The 17,098-nt window shown below is 68.6% G+C and carries 14 protein-coding genes; 5 read left to right on the top strand and 9 right to left on the bottom strand.

Annotated elements, in window-relative coordinates; genetic code table 11:
- Positions 1-84 precede the first annotated feature (84 nt).
- On the top strand, positions 85-297 hold the full coding sequence (locus FRANEAN1_RS37045) for a hypothetical protein (RefSeq protein ID WP_157472630.1): 213 nt from the start codon (positions 85-87) through the stop codon (positions 295-297).
- Here FRANEAN1_RS37045 and FRANEAN1_RS43335 read toward each other — a convergent pair.
- On the bottom strand, positions 294-743 hold the full coding sequence (locus FRANEAN1_RS43335; RefSeq protein WP_020460387.1) for a transposase: 450 nt from the start codon (positions 741-743) through the stop codon (positions 294-296). The genes FRANEAN1_RS37045 and FRANEAN1_RS43335 overlap by 4 nt on opposite strands.
- 329 nt (positions 744-1,072) lie before the next feature.
- Here FRANEAN1_RS43335 and FRANEAN1_RS13670 point away from each other — a divergent pair, with 329 nt between their 5' ends.
- On the top strand, positions 1,073-2,989 hold the full coding sequence (locus FRANEAN1_RS13670) for a hypothetical protein (RefSeq protein WP_020460386.1): 1,917 nt from the start codon (positions 1,073-1,075) through the stop codon (positions 2,987-2,989).
- A 762-nt stretch (positions 2,990-3,751) separates the two neighbouring features.
- Positions 3,752-4,588: an aminoglycoside phosphotransferase family protein gene (locus FRANEAN1_RS13660; RefSeq protein ID WP_041254143.1), complete on the top strand. Its 837-nt coding sequence runs from the start codon at positions 3,752-3,754 to the stop codon at positions 4,586-4,588.
- Between the two features lie 117 nt (positions 4,589-4,705).
- On the opposite strand, the gene FRANEAN1_RS13655 is transcribed toward FRANEAN1_RS13660, so the two are convergent.
- The 6 genes from FRANEAN1_RS13655 to FRANEAN1_RS13630 form a co-directional block, all read right to left on the bottom strand.
- Positions 4,706-5,158: a deaminase gene (locus FRANEAN1_RS13655; protein ID WP_020460383.1), complete on the bottom strand. Its 453-nt coding sequence runs from the start codon at positions 5,156-5,158 to the stop codon at positions 4,706-4,708.
- Between the two features lie 70 nt (positions 5,159-5,228).
- Positions 5,229-6,842, bottom strand: coding sequence for a helix-turn-helix domain-containing protein (locus FRANEAN1_RS13650; RefSeq protein WP_020460382.1), 1,614 nt, complete (start codon positions 6,840-6,842; stop codon positions 5,229-5,231).
- A gap of 260 nt (positions 6,843-7,102) precedes the next feature.
- Positions 7,103-8,299: a methyltransferase, FxLD system gene (gene fxlM / locus FRANEAN1_RS13645; protein WP_020460381.1), complete on the bottom strand. Its 1,197-nt coding sequence runs from the start codon at positions 8,297-8,299 to the stop codon at positions 7,103-7,105.
- Between the two features lie 63 nt (positions 8,300-8,362).
- Entirely contained in the window at positions 8,363-9,562 is a 1,200-nt protein-coding gene (locus tag FRANEAN1_RS13640; RefSeq protein WP_020460380.1) for a lanthionine synthetase C family protein, read from the bottom strand.
- Positions 9,559-12,624: a lantibiotic dehydratase gene (locus FRANEAN1_RS13635; RefSeq protein ID WP_020460379.1), complete on the bottom strand. Its 3,066-nt coding sequence runs from the start codon at positions 12,622-12,624 to the stop codon at positions 9,559-9,561. The genes FRANEAN1_RS13640 and FRANEAN1_RS13635 overlap by 4 nt, the downstream gene beginning before the upstream one ends.
- Positions 12,625-12,703: 79 nt before the next feature.
- On the bottom strand, positions 12,704-12,892 hold the full coding sequence (locus FRANEAN1_RS13630; RefSeq protein WP_083788218.1) for an FxLD family lanthipeptide: 189 nt from the start codon (positions 12,890-12,892) through the stop codon (positions 12,704-12,706).
- A gap of 982 nt (positions 12,893-13,874) precedes the next feature.
- On the opposite strand from FRANEAN1_RS13630, the gene FRANEAN1_RS13625 reads away from it, so the two are divergent.
- Positions 13,875-14,435, top strand: a complete 561-nt coding sequence (locus tag FRANEAN1_RS13625) for a hypothetical protein (RefSeq protein ID WP_157473259.1) — start codon at positions 13,875-13,877, stop codon at positions 14,433-14,435.
- Positions 14,426-15,445 (top strand): hypothetical protein, encoded by a 1,020-nt coding sequence (locus tag FRANEAN1_RS13620; protein ID WP_020460377.1) that lies wholly within the window; start codon positions 14,426-14,428, stop codon positions 15,443-15,445. Before FRANEAN1_RS13625 ends, FRANEAN1_RS13620 begins: the two co-directional genes overlap by 10 nt.
- Positions 15,446-15,498: 53 nt before the next feature.
- Here FRANEAN1_RS13620 and FRANEAN1_RS13615 read toward each other — a convergent pair whose 3' ends face one another.
- Both FRANEAN1_RS13615 and FRANEAN1_RS13610 read right to left on the bottom strand, forming a co-directional pair.
- Positions 15,499-15,876: a hypothetical protein gene (locus tag FRANEAN1_RS13615; protein ID WP_020460376.1), complete on the bottom strand. Its 378-nt coding sequence runs from the start codon at positions 15,874-15,876 to the stop codon at positions 15,499-15,501.
- Positions 15,877-16,161: 285 nt separating this feature from the next.
- The gene (locus FRANEAN1_RS13610) at positions 16,162-17,016 is read right to left on the bottom strand and encodes an IS5 family transposase (RefSeq protein WP_020460375.1); all 855 of its coding nucleotides are present in this window, start codon (positions 17,014-17,016) and stop codon (positions 16,162-16,164) included.
- Between the last annotated feature and the right edge of the window lie 82 nt (positions 17,017-17,098).

Raw genomic sequence — 17,098 nt, 5'->3', positions numbered from 1 at the left:
AGAATCTGGTGCTCGGTGTGCGCGGCGAAGGCCTCCGTCAGCGCCGTGGTGAGCCGGTCCAGCCCGTCGCAGGCGGCATCCAGGATGGTGTCGAGCAGCGCGAGCGCCTGGGCGGCCATCGCCTGTTTCACCAGCGGCGGCTGGCGCAGCTACTCGCCGCGCAGCAGCGCCAAGACCTCGTCGGTGGCGGCGTCGACGCTGCGGATCCGCCCGCCACGCCTCGACGCTGCGGCGATCGGGGTCTTCGACACCTTGCTCGCCGGTGGCGGGGCGATCCTCAGCACGGCGCGGGCCTAGCCGTCGGCGAGCCCGGCCGGGCGGGCCGCGAACGCCTCCAGGAACGCCGGATAGTACTCGCGCAGCAGCGACCGCAGCTCGTTGACTGCCCGGACGCACCGCCACACCGCGTCCTGCTGGGCGCGGGCCAGCACCGCAACCGCTTGGACCTGTTCGCTGTCAGCCGGCAGCGTCCGGTGCACGTTCCGGTCGGTGCGCAGGATGTTCGCCAGCACGACGGCGTCGCCGTGGTCGGACTTCCGGCCAGCCGGCGGGCCCAGCGCGCGACCGGCGGAACCGGCGGGAACCAGCGCTACCGGCGGGACGGGCCAAGACGAACGAAGCCTCCAAGCACCGGCCAGGCCGACCACAGACCCGACCCGCCCGCCCAGACCCGAGAAGAGACACGGAGCGACCGAGCCCGCCGCCCGGAACGGCCTCCCGGCGCAGCCGGCGGGAACCAGCATCACCGACCCGGATCACGCGATGGTCGCTTTACGCCACGGACCGTCACTCCAGCAAGTCGCTAGACGATCACGATCCATACACCACGTGTCGACTCCACTGGCGGCAGATCGTTTGCTGTGGACCCAGCCGCTGCCGGCATGTTGGATGGTGCCGTCAAGTCGGTGTCAGACCCGTCCTCGACGAGCCGGCTGGCGAGGCTGTGGACCCGGCGCCGGGCAGGCAGGCTACAAGCCCAGATCGCGGAAGGTGTTCACGAGAGTACGATTTGCCGCGTGGCGCAGGGACAGCGTCCCGTGCTCTGAACAGGACTCGTTTGGGGGGACGAGCTATGCCGTACATGGTGTGGGTCAACCTGGAGTCGGCCGATCCGGATGAGCGCGCCAAGTCCGCGGACGACTCGGTGCCCGAACTCATCGGGAACCTCCTTGAAGACGGTTGGGAGGTCCTCGTCCGTCGGGTCGCCAGTGATGAAGACGATGACGTCGAGAACGCTGTCTCTCCTCCGGAGTTGCTCGACGTACAGATCCTTGGCTACCCGCGAGGTGCCTACGTCGGCCTGATCGTGGACACGGGTGATCTCCATGTGGCGACCGCGGTCGGGGTAGGTCTGGGTAAGCATCTGACCGACGCGGCGCCAGTGTTGATGGGTTGGACAACTCGTTCGCTGCGCGTCGAGGAGGTGCCGGACGGCCGCCGTTTTGTTCCTCCTGAGCGCGATGCGGCCGTTTTTCGGCCGCGCTTTCCACTCGCGCAGTACCTACCTTCGGATCTTCAGGAGCTGTGTGCGCAGTTCCTGATCGCCGGCGCGATCCGCGGCATCAACAACCCGACCGAAGGCCGCCCAGAAACCATCGATGCGGCCGACGTGGTTGCAGCGACCGTGACCGAGTCCCCGTGGCGCGGCAAGATACCGGGCGCGTTGGGCGCACTTCTTGTCGCGGCTGCCCGCTACGAGGCGGCGTATGGGGCGTCCCGGCCGTTAACCGGGCGGGGAGAAGGTGACGCGGCCGTCGCCGAGGCCCTCCTCGCGACGGTCCGAGCCGATCGGGAGTCCCCAACTACTGAATACGACGACGATGACCATATGCGGGGCTACGTGCTGCTCCACCACTTCGCGGAGGAACTCGAACTCGACTGGACTCGCGTCGACCCCGATCTTGAACGGGACGCCAGCGACGCTCGCAACGACGAGCGGCTCCGTACTGTGCTGTGGGCCAGCCTCAGGGCTCTGGCCACAATGACCCAGGACTTTCCACCGACCGTGCGCACACCCTGGCTTTGGCTCTCCCATCTCGACCCCGAGGACGTCGACCCGATTGCCGACGCATTGGCCGAGCGGGACGAGGAGCGTGTGGAACAGTCTGACGAAGACACGTCAGAGGCCGTGTACTACGCCGCCCGCGCCCACCTGCTAATCCGCGTCTCGCTCTTGCACCCCGATCTGATCGAGTCTGACGCCGTGAGAGAGCTGGTCAGCTCGATGGGCTCACACGCCGGTGGAGCCGACCCGCTTATTCACCTCCTCTTTCACGTCATGCACGCGCTAAGCGCCGAGAACCTCCGTGCCGTCGCCCACTCGCCAGAGGATTCCGACCAGGGAAGGGCAGCCGCGAGGCTCGCCGCCGCTGTGCAGACGTTCGACGACGGGAAGCCCGACGCCATGGACGGCATATTCCAGGTACTCGAAGAGCTTTGGGCGCAGCCCGCAGAGGCCAGCAATCAGGCTCCCCGAGTACTTCTGGTCGTCGTCTGCCGGGCGGCCGCATCAGCCGGATCTGGTGCTGCCAGGGATATCGCCGATGAGCTCTTTAGCATGCCGTCCGAACTTGCCTGCGTCATCGTCGGCGACCGAGGGATTGACGGCTCCATCAGGAGGCACGTGCTCGCCGAGGCCTGCCTCATCGACCCGCTGGTCGCCGCCGACGTCGCAACAAGTTTCCCCGAACTCGCGAGCGACGATCCCCGAGCCGAACCCGCGCTCCGCAACGAGTTCCAGTCCTGGTGGGCCAGTGCGGCGACGGCCGCTAAACACGAGACGCTGGCTCCTGCAATCACCGATGCTGTCGCACTCAGTCCAGGGCATGGCAAACCCCTACTCCAATCTGTCGCGGCCGGTCATGGAGCTGACGACCTATTTCCCGGCTCCACACCAACCTACGACCTCGTTACAGCAGTGGCAGAAGCCCTATCAGCTCTCGCTCTCGCCGCCGACACGCCGGACCTTCCCTTCGACATCCTCACATAGCTGCGCTACAAGCATAAGGAGACCGTTAGTTCGCAGCTAAGACTGTGGGCTTGATCCGCCGACCGTGCAGCCGTTTGCGCAGGGTAAATTCGACCCGTTCCTGTTCACGCCTGGGCTCTTTGGGATAAGAGTCCCAGGTGTCAAGGGCCATCAAGATGTGCCCGGTGACGGTCACGGTTCCGGCCCGGCGGTAGCCATCAGATCCGCGCTTGCGGGACCGGGACGCGTCCGCCTTCCAGCAGTACCGGTGCGCGTGTTCGACGATCGCGGCCCAGTCCGATTCAGTGGCCCCCGCTTTGTCCTCCGCCGTGACCCACACGCGGGCCGACTCCCTCCGCCAGCGGAAGACCGCACGCCACGCTCTGCCGTCGGGCGCCTTCCGGTGGCCTATCACCTACGAGGAACCAGGGTCCGCCGGCCTGCCACATGCCGGTCGAGGCCCTATCCCAAGACGACCCGCGCACCGCCTCGACCGTCCGGGGGAGCACGAACCGGATCAGCACCACCCTCCGTCTTCGACACGCCGACCCCGGGGGGCCGGGTCGAGACCCCCGGGGTCGGTCGGCAGACCGGCCGTATCCCGACACCCGTCAAGCCGAACACAGACCCACCCGCAAGCCGTCAATCGCGGACCCGACCGCCCGGACCCGAAGAGACACGGAGCGCCCGAGCCAGCCCGGCCGGAACGCCGCAACCGAGCGCAGCGCTCGGGATCGGCTTGGAGGCGAGTACTACCCTTGCGACGTGGAACCTGATGGTTTGATGGAAAGCGGTGTACGGCCACTGTCGTCGACAGTCGCGGACATCGCTGATCGGTCGCTGCCGCCATCCGTCCTGGAGCATCTCGGATTGTGGTTCGTCCGGGACCTCAGCGGATCAAGCGAAGGTCAAACTCTTCTCGTCGAAGACGACGAGGGTGAACGCGCAGTCCTGAAGACCCAGGACTGGCCGCTAGACATGTTAGTCAGATCCCTGCGCGCCTACGCCGACCTAGGTGTTCCCTGCCCGACGGTCATCGACAGCGGGACCGAGCCCACCCATTGGGTGATCATGACGTGGGAAACCGGACAACGCCCGACCGTCGCTGACGCACGCGCCCGCCTTCCTGATGCCATGAAACTGCTCGCGAGAATGCACCAAGCGTCACCGATCCACCAGGACGAAGAGTGGCTGCGCGGCTATCTCGCCGACGAGTTGTACGTCTACACGCACGACCACGACCGCGAACCCGAGACGTTTCCTCTTCACCCCGAGACAATCGCCCGTGAGCTCTCATTCTCCCGTCCCGTCCAACTCCACGGTGACTGGCATCCCGTGAACACCCTGCTTAATGTCGACTGCGGCTGGGTTGCACTTGACCCGATCGGGTTCCTCGGTCCCGCCGAGTACGACGCCGCAGCATGGTGCGTCCGCGGTTGCGGAGACCCCAGTGGACTACTCGCCCGCCTCCAGCAGGCGATCACCGCCTACCCCGCGCTCGACAAACGGCAACTCGCGCTGTGGGCCGCGTGGGACTGTTTCGGCCGCGCCCGTAGCTCTCGGGGAAACAGCCCGAAACGTTGGCGGCGCATGGCCCTACGTCTGTCGGCACAGATATGACTGGTCGATGACAGGAACTCCGCCCTGCCATTGGTCTGCGCCAACGAGGCCGCCTTCGACGCGAACGCGGCCGTATTGATACCGGACGCTCACCGGCGACCAGATACTGAAGTTGGGTCAGACTGACAGGTGGGCGTTCATGGCACGGGCCTGCTCGGCGAGCTCAGGCAGTTCCGCGACGGTGACGCCGGCTTGGGTGAGGAGTTCGTAGCCTTGGCAGTCGGCGACGAAGAGGCTGGGTTCGCGCCAGGCGATGACCACCCGGGGGATCTTCGCTTCCAGGATGAGCTGGGTGCAGGTGCGTGGCCGGGATTTGCGCTGCGAGCAGGGTTCGAGGGTGCTGTAGATCGTCGCGGTGGCGAGCCGAGGGTCGGCGGGGTCGATCTTCGCGAGTGCGGATTCCTCGGCGTGCACCGCGTCGTCGACCTCGCGGGAGAAGCCGAAGGCAATCTCCTCGTTGTTTTCGTCAACGATGACAGCGCCGACCGAGTAGGCGCCGGTGGCGGGCGGGCAGCGGTGGGCGAGTTCGATGGCCCGGGTCATCCAATGGTGGTCGTCGAGCTGGGGCATGGAGCGGCTCGTCCTTCCCTGGGCCGGTCCCTGGTGGTGGCGGACCGGATAGCCGGTGGCGGGATGGTAGTCAGACGGTGATGGCCGTGGGGACCTGGTCCATCGCCTGGCGGAACTCGCGTACCTGGGAGACAGTTTGCCATCCGGCGACGGCGTCACGCAGGGACCGCAGACTGGTCATGATGCATCCGGAGTGCGTGCTGGCGCCGACCGTGAGTGCGTTGAGACCGAGTGTCGCGGCTTGCTCTGGTTCGCGTGCTCCTGCGTGTGCGAGGGCTTCGCGGGCGAGGTAGACACCGCGGTCGCGGTGGAAAGCCGAGGGGAGACCGTCGATCGCGGTCCGGAACCCGGTGGCTGCAGCAGGGTAGTCACCGAGTGCGGCGAGGCTGTGTGCCCGCTGGACTTCGATGTAGGCAGGGCTGAAGAACTCGCCCCAGGGGTCGGTGTCGGGTCCGGCCTGGTCGAGGATGTCGTGGGCGCGGTCGTAGAGCGTCAGGCAGGTGGTTTTCTCGCCGCGTAGTGCGTGGCCATGCGCGCTGTAGGTCGCGGCGATGGCGGCGAGACGACCGGTTGGCTCCGCGCTGGTCAGGGCTGCGTCGGCGACGTCGACGGCTTCAGCTGGGTCGCCACGGTCTGCGGCGAGTTGGCTTTTGCGGGCAAGGATGAACACGGTGGCGTTGGGGTCGCTCGCTCGGTGTGACCATTCCAGCGCTCGGTCGAGCCAGTATCCAGCGGTGGCGTTATCGCCGCTGTCTTGATGGAGCCAGCCGAGGAGATCAGCGAACTGCGTTTGGATGTGGAGCAGGGTCTGCCGTTGTGGACGCGAACTCGTGCCGTGGCGGAGATGGGCGGCGATGAGGCCGGCCTGTTCCTGCGCTGTGGTGATGACCTGGCGCGGCCCGAAGAGGTTGTCGTTCTCCGCGAGCACGGCCCGCAGGCGTGCGAAGTGATCGACGACACGTGGGTCGATGGAGGACGATCCTGGTGGCATCGTGGCGAGCGGGCTGAGGGCTGCGCTGCTGGCGGCGGTGAGGCCCAGGCCGCTCAGGAAACCCCGGCGATCGAGTGGCATGAGGACGATCCTCCCATCCGGGGCGAGTTGCGGAAAAATGATCACGTTGTCTTTGTCTGCGAGACCGACCGAGTTGGGGGCCGGTGCTTGCCCAGCTCTGGCGGCGCCGAAGGCGACGTCAACCGGTCGTTCGGTGGTCGTTCCCCATCGTTTCCCCGCGAGTGTGATCGGAGAGGCCGTCGATGACGCAGCCACGCCGTCCGGCAGCCGGCGCATGCCGTTGATCAGGAACACGTCTGCCGGAGGGAGGTGTTCGCGATCGTCCACGTCGACGAGGGCGTGGAGATCGCATCCGTACACCTCGGCAAGCAGGGCGAGGATCTGCGGGGTGGGACGTCGCCGGGCAGGGCGAGGCCAGTTCTCCACCTCCGATAGCCGCGGCGCGGTCATCGGGGCGGTGCCGTCCGGGTCGAGGCCGGCACGGACGGCGTGGGCGTTGATGCGGTCGGCGGCCTGCTGCTGTGTCCAGCCGTGGGCGACACGGTAGGCAGCGCGGGGGCGTAGCCGGTAGCGGCGGGCGAACTCGATCGCGATCTCGTGGTGGCTCATGCCGGTCGCGCGCATCCGAGTCCGCAACTCGTCCTGCTCAACCCTTTGGCTGGGCTTGTTCATGGCGACGTTGCCACCCCTTCCAGGTCAAGGATGCCCACTGATCCGGCAGCTACCGCCACCGATCACTTCCCGATCGGAACCCGCCCACAGTAACCGGTCCCTCACTATCGGGGCCGTAGCGGTCAGGGCGCCAGCTCGCCGCCCTTGGCGAGCCCTTTGCCACTTGTCCGTCCTGACGCCGGCCGATACTGATCAACCTGCCGGGATGTCGCGCAGGAGCGCGGGCGACAGGCGCCCCGAACCGGAGTAGTTGCGTACCACTAGTAGCGCAGTACCAGGCGGTTCTCCGGCTTGGTTATGATCTTGCCTTGCGTCTGGTTCGGGATCGGCGTGCCGGCCGGGAAGGCGAGGATTTCGGGGTCGGCAGTGCGGTCGTGGTCCCAGGCGTCGATCTGGTCGACGATCCGTGAGGCAAGACGGCGACCGAGGGGCCCGTGGCCGATGGCGCCGAGCTGCCAGCGCCCTGGGGTGTCGGCGCGCCGGATGGTGAAGTAGGCCAGTGAACCGTCTTTGACCAGGGCTGGGCTGCGTGAGGCGATCGCGGGTGTGCACAGGCCCTCGGCGACGGCCTGCTGGTCGGCCTCGATGCGGACCGTGCCGTCTTCCACGGCGCTGAGGTGCAGCCAGACGCGGTCGAAGGGTTCCTGACCGTGCACGGTCACGTCAGACCAGACGACGGACTTCTCCCGGTCGAGGACACCGCGCAGGGCGTCGGTGTCGATGGGTTGGTCGAGATCGTGGTGCAGGGCGGCGAGGCCGTCGGGGTGGATGACGCTCCTCCGCTCGCCGGGCTGGCCGAGCATCGGCACAAAGCCGCACAGGAAGACCCAGTCGGACTTCCAGTGGTCTTCCTGCCTGGTGAGTGCGACAGCGCGGGTAGTGCCGCGCCAGCGCAGCGGGAGGACGAGGCGGCCATCGGGGACGAGCTGGTCCCACCAGGCCTGTGGGATGTCCCAGGCGCCGACCGTGACGATGATCCGATCGAAGGGGCCGTCCTCGGCAGCGCCGTCAGCGCCGTCGCGGGTGAGAACGCGAACGTAGGGAAAGCCGGTGTCGTCAAGGTTGCGCCGTGCTGCGGCGGTGACGTCGGCGTTGATGTCGATAGTGGTGACCTGGCCGCCGGTGCCCACGAGGGTGGCGAGGAGGGCCGCGTTGTAGCCGGTGCCGGCGCCGATCTCCAGGATGTGCTGATCGGGCCGGACATCGAGGGCGGTGAGCATGGCGGCCACGATGGTGGGGCCGGAGGCGCAGCTGAGGTGGGTGCCGTCGGGGAAGGTGTGGGTGATGACCGCCTTCTCGTCGTAGGCGTCGGCCAGCGGCGCTTCGGGGACGTAGCGGTGGCGTTTGACGGAACGCAGCGCCGTTTCGACCCACGGGGGCAGATTCTGGCTGGTGAGGATGCGGTCGACCATGCGGTCGCGCAGCGTGCCTGGTGATGTGGCTGCGGTGGTGTCCATCAGTCTCCTTCACAGCGGCAGAGGGCGTGGTGGTGACAGCGGCCTCGGCCGGGTAACCGACTGCTAGTTGATCAACAGGCAGCGGTCCCAGTCTGGCAGCGCCGAGCCGGATGTGATCTTCAGGGCGGCATGGGCGAGTGCGATGCCAGCCGCGCCGTCTAAGAAACCCGCGGCGGTGGGGTCGCTGTTGCCGCGGAGGTACCGGTGCCTGTGTGTTTCGGCGGCGTGCAGGGCGGCGGAGAGTTCGCCGGTGCTGGTGTCGGCGGCGGCCCGATGAGCGGTCAGGAGGAGGCCGGCCCAGCCGTGGCAGAGTCCCGCGTCGGTGAGCTGCGCGAGCTGGTGGTCGTCGCTGAGGCATCCGATGAGGGTCTCGACCGCATCGAAGGCTCGTTGTTGGTCGCCGAGGGCAAGGGCCGCGAGGTGTTCGGCTCGGGCGATGCCGGGACTGCCGTAGCACCAGGACGGCCGAGGTGGCCCCGGGGAGGCTGCGCTGCCGGTACGCAGCTCGTCGTGGTCGATCGCCTCGGGCCACCAGCCAGTCCGCCTCTGCCCTCTGCGCCACTGGTCGAGCCACGCGATGATGTTGTGGAGCGCGTCGACGTGTCCCGCCACGGCGATCCCCCGCCGCATGGTGATGGCCAGGAGCGCCAGCGGCCCGGCGATGCCGTGGGCCATGCCGAAGCCGGCATGGCCGGCGTTCCATCGGGCGGAGGCGCGGCGGTCGGGGCTGCCCGTTGCCCACCAGCCGGGCAGGTCGCGGCCATCGACACGGATGGGTCGGGTCAGCCGCACCAGGTACGCGAGTACGTCCCGGAGAAGAGCGCTTTCGCGGTCGTGGTGTAGGAGGAGTGCGCCGAGGCCGGTGAGCCCGTTGATCAGGTCGTACTCGCCGGCGTGCGGCAGCTGTTCGTGATCGATGCGGCGGTGGGCGGCCTCCAGACGGCGCCGGATGACGGTGGCGATGGCCTCGTCGAGGGTGGCGAGCGCGGCGTCGTAGGCCCGGTGGCCGGCGATATGCAGGGCGTAGGCGACGGCCGGTGCGCCCTGGTACAGGCTGGCGGTGTCCGGATGGGCGTTGAGCGGACTACGTGTCATCGCCGCCGCGAGACGGTGCACGGGTTCCCAGCCGTCGAGGCCGGCACGGGCCCGAGCGATATGCGCCAGTGCGATCCCTGGTGCTCCGTCGCCGAGGGACTGAGCCCAGCGCGCCGATTCGGCGTCGCCGAGGTCTGGGACCGTCGGGAGGCGGGACAGTGTGGTCACGGGCTGTCCGCCGTGGTGTGTGCGCGTCGGGTGAGGGCGATCTGCCGGGCCAGGCGCCGGCAGGTGGCCTCGTCAGCACGATCGATGAGTCTGGCGCGGTTGTGATGCATGTGCAGGAGCGCGGACAGAACCTGGTCGGCGTCGGCGTTCCCGGGGAGCGCGAGCCGATAGCGGATCAACGCTTCCCGGCGAGCCTGCCACGTCTGCACGAGGGCGGCGGGCAGGGATGTATCGCCCGGCAGGGTCCTTCGGGCTGCCCAGCGGGTGACCTGCTCGGTGACGGTCCGATCCGCGCCGGGCGTGGCTTTGGCGGCGAGGTGCTCCAGCAGCCAGGTGTTCGCGTGGACGGGGTCGGAGTGGAAACCGTCGGCGATGTCCACCATGCCGATGGCGACGAGCGCCATCGGATGGACGGCGAGTGGCGTCGGGAGTTGGAGTGCGGTCGCGACCGCGTGCGAGTCGGCCGCGAACACCGCTTCGGCGGCGTCCATCGCGGCCCCGCTGCCGTAACGGCCGATCTCGGGATGGTAGGTCGCCAGGGTCAGCCGGGACGCCGCGCCCGCGTCGCAGAGCTGCTGCCCCCACTGGCCGACCGCACAGGCCACCGCGGCGTACTCCTCCTGGCCGGCCGTGCGGATCCGCAGCCGCAGATGGTCGGTCTCACGGACGCTGCGGTAACGGGCGAACCAAAACGACCGGTCTCCGTCGAGCAGGTCAAGCAGCCGGGGCAGGTGCGTGCGGAGGATGTCGTCGAGACGTTCGGGATGGGTGAAGACCTGCGTGTAGAGCCAGGAGCCGTGCGGTGAGGCCGGTCGGTGTGCGGCGTTCGCGCTGGTCACGAGCGGCAGGGCGCCGGTGACGAGGTTCGGCGCCGCCGGTACCGCGCGGACGAACGGCAGGACGATCTCGTGGATGTGGCCGCCCATCCATCCCGTGTCCTCGACCGAGTCGGTCTCGGTCAGAGTCGCGCGGCCGTGCTTGTCCAGGTGCTCGCGCAGGATCGCCAGGTGCGCGTCCACGGTGAGATCCAGGCGCAGCGACCGGTGGTCATCATGGAGCTCCACGATGTCCGGGCAGGCCCCTCGCTGCCGCCACCGGGCGAATGCCTCCTCCCAGGAGTGGCCGTCGGCGCGTAGTGCGGTGTGGTCCGCGGTGTTGATCCGCCACGTCGCGGGTGACAGGATCGCGCGCCGGTAACGCACCCGAGGCGTGTGCGGCAGGCCGGTGGCCAGCGGTCCCCAGTCGAACTCGGTGAAACGGGCGAGAAAGCCCCGGGTCAGCGTGGCGAGGAACCGTGCCAGCGGCGGCGCCTGCTTGCGCAGCGCGAGCGCGTGGAAGACCTGCGGTTCCAGGACCTGGCGCCGCGAGATGCTGACCAGGTGAAGCCCGTCGGCCACCGCGACGATCCCGAGATCATCCAGGCGGATCACGGTCGACTCGTCCGCCCGGTGCTCACCGACCGGCAGCACCTGGGGCAGCCAGCGGGGCACCCGGGAGACGTTCTCCGAGTGCGGAAACAGTGGCGGGAACGACATCTGGACTGGCAGCGCGCCCTCGACAGCCGAAGGCGCGGCGGCGAAGACGGTGTCCAGGCCGGCACGGCCCACGGCGGCGCCGAACCGGCAGGTGAGCGTGCCGAACGCCCACGCAGGATGGACGCCGAACGTGTAGTCCCCCGCCGCCAGTGCCTGGACGCTGGTGGCGTGGACACGGGCTCCCAGCTCGACGTGCGGCGGAATCCACCGTGGGTCCACCGGCTTGTCCGCTGTGATCGTGGCGATGAGCGTGTCGGTGAGCACGAGTTCGTGATGTCCGGCGGTAACCGTGTCCCAGGCGAGGCGCAGCAGCTCTTGGTCGCGGTGGCTGACCGTGTCCTCGGGTTCGGCGAGCATGCTGCCCGGGAAGCCAGCCGGCCAGCCGATGCCCGTATCGGGATGCACCGCGTCTAGGACGGGGACGAGTGCTCCCGTGCCGTAGCGGTCCCAGAACTCGCGGCACCAGTCGTTCCACCCCTGGTCCGGACGTGGCTGGCACGTGAGCCGCAGCAAGGCACCCACCGTGTGGGCCATCTCGTCGGCGAGGTCGGTGGGAACAGCGATGTCGCAGTCGAGGTGCAGGTCACCGGCCAGCGATGTCCGGCCGGCCGGCGACAGGCGACGCATCCGTTCCGATGCCTCCTCCCGAAGCCGTGCCTGCGTGCCCGGCTCGACGTGGTCGTCGTTGTGCGTCCGGATCACCTGCTGCGCGGCGCGGAGATCACCCAGCACGGCCGCCACAGCCTCGCCATCGCCGATCATGGCACCCTCGACCACCGCGATCACATGCGTCAGCGGGTCAGCCACCGTCATAGGCGCACGAAGACCCGTGATCAGGATGCCTTGAGTGATCAGGTCACCGAGCACTCGGCGGACAGCCGTGGCAGGGGCGGCAGGAAACGCGAGGGCGACCTGGTCGAGCAGGAGGTGGAACGGGATCGGCTTGGCCGCCAGGTTACGGACGAGACGCATCACCGCCGTGTTACGGACCGTCACCCGCCCCGGGCCGCGAGGCATCTCGATCCGATCGCCGCGTTCGACCAACAGGTCGCAGGCCATGACGTCCAGATGGGCGAGCAGGTCGGGCAGCATCTCCAGCCGCTCGACAACGTCGTCCAACCACAGCGTGTCCGCCCGCAAGACCAGCCGGTGGGCCGATCCCCAGCGCGCACGCACGTCATCGCCGATACGGACCCCGGCGACACCGGCGAACCAGCCGAACGGAGTCGGCCGTCCCAGGGAACGCAGCAGGTAGCGGACGACTGCCAACGTCACCCGTCGAACCTGCTTGCCGCCCGCAGCCTGGTCGTCGAGAACAGCTTCGACCTGAGCGGCGAATGATCCGCTCGCGTAGCGGATCGCATCGGCAAACCCGGGCAGCGCCCATACGGCGCGTAGCCACGACCGGCACGAGTCCGGATCGGACAACGTCGGCCAGTCCTCCGGCTGCTGGGACAGCGGAAGGACCGCCGCCCGCAGCATCGCACCGCCAGCATGGCGGTACAGCGGCACCTCCACGTCGACCATCACACCTCCGTCTCACGCTGCGGTCGCCGACTCGCCAAGCGGGCGCGACCGGCGAGCCGGCGCCGCAGCCGTCACCGGGTCAGTCGCTGGCGCACGCCGAGGCGCAGGTCGAACCACAGGTGTCGCTCGTGTCGCACGCCCGGATCGTGTATCCGGGCGCCGCCTCGACCGTCACCTGCACATCCAGCCGAAACTCGTCCAGCAGGCCGAGCGGTGTCGCCTCGGTCCGCTCCAGAACCGCACTCGCGGAACCACTCGTCATGGTCATCAACCCCTTCGAAGGAGGAAGCAGGGCAACGCCCCGAGGGCGCGCTGTAACGATGCTCCGTCCCGGCCCGTGAACCCTTCCCACCAGCCAGAATCTTTGGCTTCGCGCTCCGGGTGGCGCTTGACCGCGAAAACAGCGTCCGCGAGCCCTCCACGTTCGGCGAAAGACCGGAGATCGACGCCGAAATGTTCGTGAGCCACGAATCGTTGGGCCCCATCGCGGCCCGCGCGCCGGCTGTCACCCTCGCGATCCAGGGGAGCTCCCGTTTACCGGCACTCAGGAGCGATCAGGTTCCCGGTCGTGGGGGCGACGACGCCGTTCGCACTGCGGCGGGCATGGCAGCGCGTTCCCAGGGCCCGGGAACCGCAAGTACGGGCCGAACGCGCACCCGACGGCGCCTCTCAGGTCGGCCGCTCATCCTGACGCGGACGGTCGGGACCTTCGGCCGCCAGTCTTAAAGGTGAGGGCAGCGCACGCGGCTTATCGAGTCGGATCAGGAGAGCGCGCTGCCGTGCACGCGGAGCCCGAGGAGCTGGTCGAGAAGGTGATGGTCCTGGGGTGGCGATCCGACCGGTACGCGCCGATGATCGTCGGTCTGCGCGATGGGCGGAACCTGTGCCTGGACGGCCACGGCATCCGATGCCAGGGCTGCTACGTGGTCGGCCAGGGCAGGGGCTGCGTTCGCGGTGTGCCAGCGGGAACGTGCAGATGCCCAGCGTTCGATTCATGCCAGCGATCTTGTGGTTCTTCTGGGTTAGATGGTGGTTCGAAATGACTAGCCATTTTATGGTCTGAATGTGTCAAATTGCGCTGGCGTGTCGTTCCGACTTGGAAGTTGGAACGGGCCGGTGCGTGTCCGGCAAGGCAGGCTGAAGGGGACGGTCCGTCGTATCGGTGTGACGGACCGGCGCCGGATGCTTGCGAGGTGGGCGTGGTGGCTCCTCGTTCGGATTCTCGCGGTCGCCGCTGGCCGGTGCGCGGTGTGGCCGTCGGGTTGCTGGCCGCGGGCGTGCTCGTGGTCTCCTGCAGCTCGAATGACAGCGCCGAACCGGCTCCTGGGCCGGCACCGTCGACGAGCCGCTCCCCGGCGCCGCGGATGACAGTGTCGCCGACGCCGACGTCGCCGGCTGATGCTGCCGGGCAGCGGGCGGTGGCCGCATATGTCGGTCTGTGGGAGGCGATGGCCGAGGCGAGTCATACCTCGGACTGGCAGTCGCCCGAGCTGGCGCGGTACGCGTCGGGGGACGCGTTGCAGGCGGTCTCCGGCGGCCTGTATGCCGATCATTACAACGGGCTGGTGTCACGTGGCGCCCCCGTGCTGCATCCGGAGATCACCTCCGTGGAGCCGGCCGACGCGCCGACGACGGTGATGGTGTTCGACTGTTCCGACAGCACGAACTGGCTGCGGCACCGTGCGGACGGGGCGCCGTTCACCGACGAGCCGGGTGGGCGGCGTGCGGTGACGTCCGAGGTGCGGCTGCATCAGGACGGGTCGTGGAAGGTGACCCGGTTCGCTGTCGAGCCGGTGGGCTCATGCAGCTGACACGCCTCGTCCTCACCGGCACATGCCTACTGGGATTGCTTGCTGCGGGGGCTCCGGCTTTCGCTGACAGCTACGCGACCACGGACTGTGCGCAGAATCCGATCCCGGGCTGCGACCTGGCCGCGGGTGGTCACGGCCTCGCACCGGCACCTCCTGGCGGGCAGGCGCCGCCACCGCAGGGCGGCGGGAGTGGCGGCTCGGGTCGTGGTGGGTCGGCCCGTCCGCCGGGCGACGTGGCGCTCGACCCGGCGGATGTCGCGCGCTGCTCCTACGTCCGCAGCGACTTCCAGCCCACCACAGAGGCGATCCAGCCGGTGCGGTTCCGCCCGGCCCCCGACGGCGGTCTGCGGGTGGTGACAGCGGTCGACCGGCCCGGCCCGTTCCTCGCGCGGCCGGTCGCGACGGGCCCGGACGGTCGGCCGGGTGCCTGGTACGTCTATCAGTGTCAGACCGATGGGGTGCGGGACGCTCTGTACCGGCCGCCGGTATGGATACCCGACGGCCAGGGCGGGCCGGTGGCAGGCGGGCCGGATGTGGGTGGGCTGGCGGAGCAGGCCCGCAGCCAGCTGCGGCTGCAAGGCCCGGCGATCGCGTTGAGCCCGATCGGCCGGCAGTTGATCCGCTTGCCGACCTGGATGTGGCTGGACCCGGCCGGCTGGCGGCCGGTCTCCGCTACGGCCGCCGCCGGCGGTGTGTCGGTCACCGCCACGGCGACCCCGACGGGGGTTGACTGGGTGATGGGCGACGGCGCCCAGGTCCACTGCACCGGGCCCGGCACCCCCTACCCGGATGGCGGTGACCCGAAGGCGCCGTCGCCGGACTGCGGGCACACCTACCAGACGGTCTCCGAGGATCAGCCCGGCGGCGTGTTCACCCTGACCGCGACGGTCACCTGGAACGTCACCTGGGCCGGTGGTGGCCAAACTGGGGTGTTCGACGGGCTCACGACCGTCTCCACCGTCCAGGTCGCCGTGATCTCCATTCCCGCGCTCATCACTGGCGGCGGCTGACCGCCCGCGGCCTCGATCCGCCGCGCGCTGTCCGACTGGATGAACGGTGGTGGTCATGGGTCCGTCGGCGCGAGCAGAGTGCCGAGGGCGGTGGCCGCGTCGAGGAAGTCGAGAACCCGGCAGAGACCGACATGGACCCGCTGGCCCATGGTCTGGGTGGCGTGCGGGACGCGCGAGAGATAGCGGGCGTCGACGAGGCCGGCGTTGTGGGTCAGGACGTGTCGGACGGCCATGCCTTCGGTCAGGGTCGTCCAGCTGTTCCCGAGAGCGGCAGGCAGGTCACGGTGGAGGTGGTCCCGGTAGAGAACGACGGCGTCATCGAGGCGCTGGAAGACGCTCCCGGTCTGCTTGGCCGTCTTCCCGACCGCGTCCGGGTCCGGAACACTGCGGTGGAAGACGTCGGGGAGCAGCGTCTCCAGCGTGACGCGCACGTCCGTGATCGCCGATTCGTAGATGCTGGTGATACCGCCCGCGGCCTCCAGCCTGGCGCGCTGGCCGTCGGGGAGATCCTCCAGGGTTGCGATGACGGGGTGACTGGCAGAGTCGCGTATTCAACTGTCATGTATTCGCAAGATCCGCACCGCCTTTCGCCACGCTGCGTAGCAGCTACGGGTCGAGTGCTTGGCGCGCGAGAGTTCCGAACAGTGGGTTCACCGCCCGGAGCCTTGGGCGCGGGTGTGGGGCTGGGGTTTCACTGGATGTTTGACTTGTCTTGATTACGGCTTATGTTCTAGCGGGGGGTCTCGCCAGGTGGGCGTGGTCTCGCCCGTTATGCGCTTGGCCGTGTTGTCGATCATAACGATATGGATCATCGCTTCGGAGCTGGTGGGGAGGGTCTCGTAGTCACGGACCAGGCGGCGGTGCAGCATGAGCCAGCCCAGGCTGCGTTCGACGACCCAACGTCGTTTGGCGACGTGGAAGCCGCGGGTCCCGGTTTTTCTGGGAACGACCTCGACATCGATACCGAGGGCGGCACCGTGCTCGACCACGGTGTTCTTGAAGCCCTTGTCGACCCAGGTTTTCGACAGGGACTGCCAGGTGTTTTTGGCCTGGTCGAGCAGGCGTATGCCGAGAGCGTTGTCGGACAGGTGGGCGGCGGTGACGGTCACGGCGAGCAGCAGGCCGAGGGTGTCGGTGACCACGCCCCGCTTCCGGCCGACGATCTTCTTGCCGGCGTCGGTGCCCTGGCTGGCAAGGGGAACGTCGGTGGAGGTCTTGACGGTCTGGGTGTCGAGGATGCACGCGGTCGGCTCCGGCTCGCGGCCCTCGGCGGCGCGGGCCAGGCTGGTCAGGGTGTAGCCGAGCCGGGCGAGAATGCCCTCGTCGCGCCAGGCGGCGTAGTAGAAGTAGACGGTGTTGTGCGACGGGAAGTCGTGGGGCAGGTATCTCCAGGGAATGCCGGTCCGGTTGAGGTAGAGGATTGCGTTGAATACCTCGCGGAGGTCGACCTGGGCGGGTTGTCCGGTGGGCCGGCGGTCGAGCCGGGCCTTCTGCCAGGTGCGCAGGGTGGGGGCGATCAGCTCCCAGCGGGCGTCGGACAGATCGCTGGGGTAGGTCTTACGCGGGCTCATGACAGACGCTTCTCCCTTTTCTGCCGGTCCCTAAACCGACCTGGTCGGATGTGGCTCCGTGCGGCCGGGGAGGGAGTTTTCG

Source organism: Parafrankia sp. EAN1pec (genome assembly GCF_000018005.1).
GTDB lineage: Bacteria > Actinomycetota > Actinomycetes > Frankiales > Frankiaceae > Parafrankia > Parafrankia soli.
Note: the sequence above shows the minus strand (reverse complement) of the source record. Positions and strands in the feature narration are given on the sequence as shown.

What these genes read in the sequence shown, in the direction of transcription:
- FRANEAN1_RS13635 (WP_020460379.1), bottom strand. Translation starts at nt 12,624, where the DNA reads ATGGTCGACGTGGAGGTGCCGCTGTACCGCCATGCTGGCGGTGCGATG.
- FRANEAN1_RS13660 (WP_041254143.1), top strand. Translation starts at nt 3,752, where the DNA reads ATGGAAAGCGGTGTACGGCCACTGTCGTCGACAGTCGCGGACATCGCT.
- FRANEAN1_RS13630 (WP_083788218.1), bottom strand. Translation starts at nt 12,892, where the DNA reads ATGACCATGACGAGTGGTTCCGCGAGTGCGGTTCTGGAGCGGACCGAG.
- FRANEAN1_RS13620 (WP_020460377.1), top strand. Translation starts at nt 14,426, where the DNA reads ATGCAGCTGACACGCCTCGTCCTCACCGGCACATGCCTACTGGGATTG.
- FRANEAN1_RS43335 (WP_020460387.1), bottom strand. Translation starts at nt 743, where the DNA reads ATGCTGGTTCCCGCCGGCTGCGCCGGGAGGCCGTTCCGGGCGGCGGGC.
- FRANEAN1_RS13650 (WP_020460382.1), bottom strand. Translation starts at nt 6,842, where the DNA reads ATGAACAAGCCCAGCCAAAGGGTTGAGCAGGACGAGTTGCGGACTCGG.
- fxlM (WP_020460381.1), bottom strand. Translation starts at nt 8,299, where the DNA reads ATGGACACCACCGCAGCCACATCACCAGGCACGCTGCGCGACCGCATG.
- FRANEAN1_RS37045 (WP_157472630.1), top strand. Translation starts at nt 85, where the DNA reads ATGGTGTCGAGCAGCGCGAGCGCCTGGGCGGCCATCGCCTGTTTCACC.
- FRANEAN1_RS13655 (WP_020460383.1), bottom strand. Translation starts at nt 5,158, where the DNA reads ATGCCCCAGCTCGACGACCACCATTGGATGACCCGGGCCATCGAACTC.
- FRANEAN1_RS13670 (WP_020460386.1), top strand. Translation starts at nt 1,073, where the DNA reads ATGCCGTACATGGTGTGGGTCAACCTGGAGTCGGCCGATCCGGATGAG.
- FRANEAN1_RS13610 (WP_020460375.1), bottom strand. Translation starts at nt 17,016, where the DNA reads ATGAGCCCGCGTAAGACCTACCCCAGCGATCTGTCCGACGCCCGCTGG.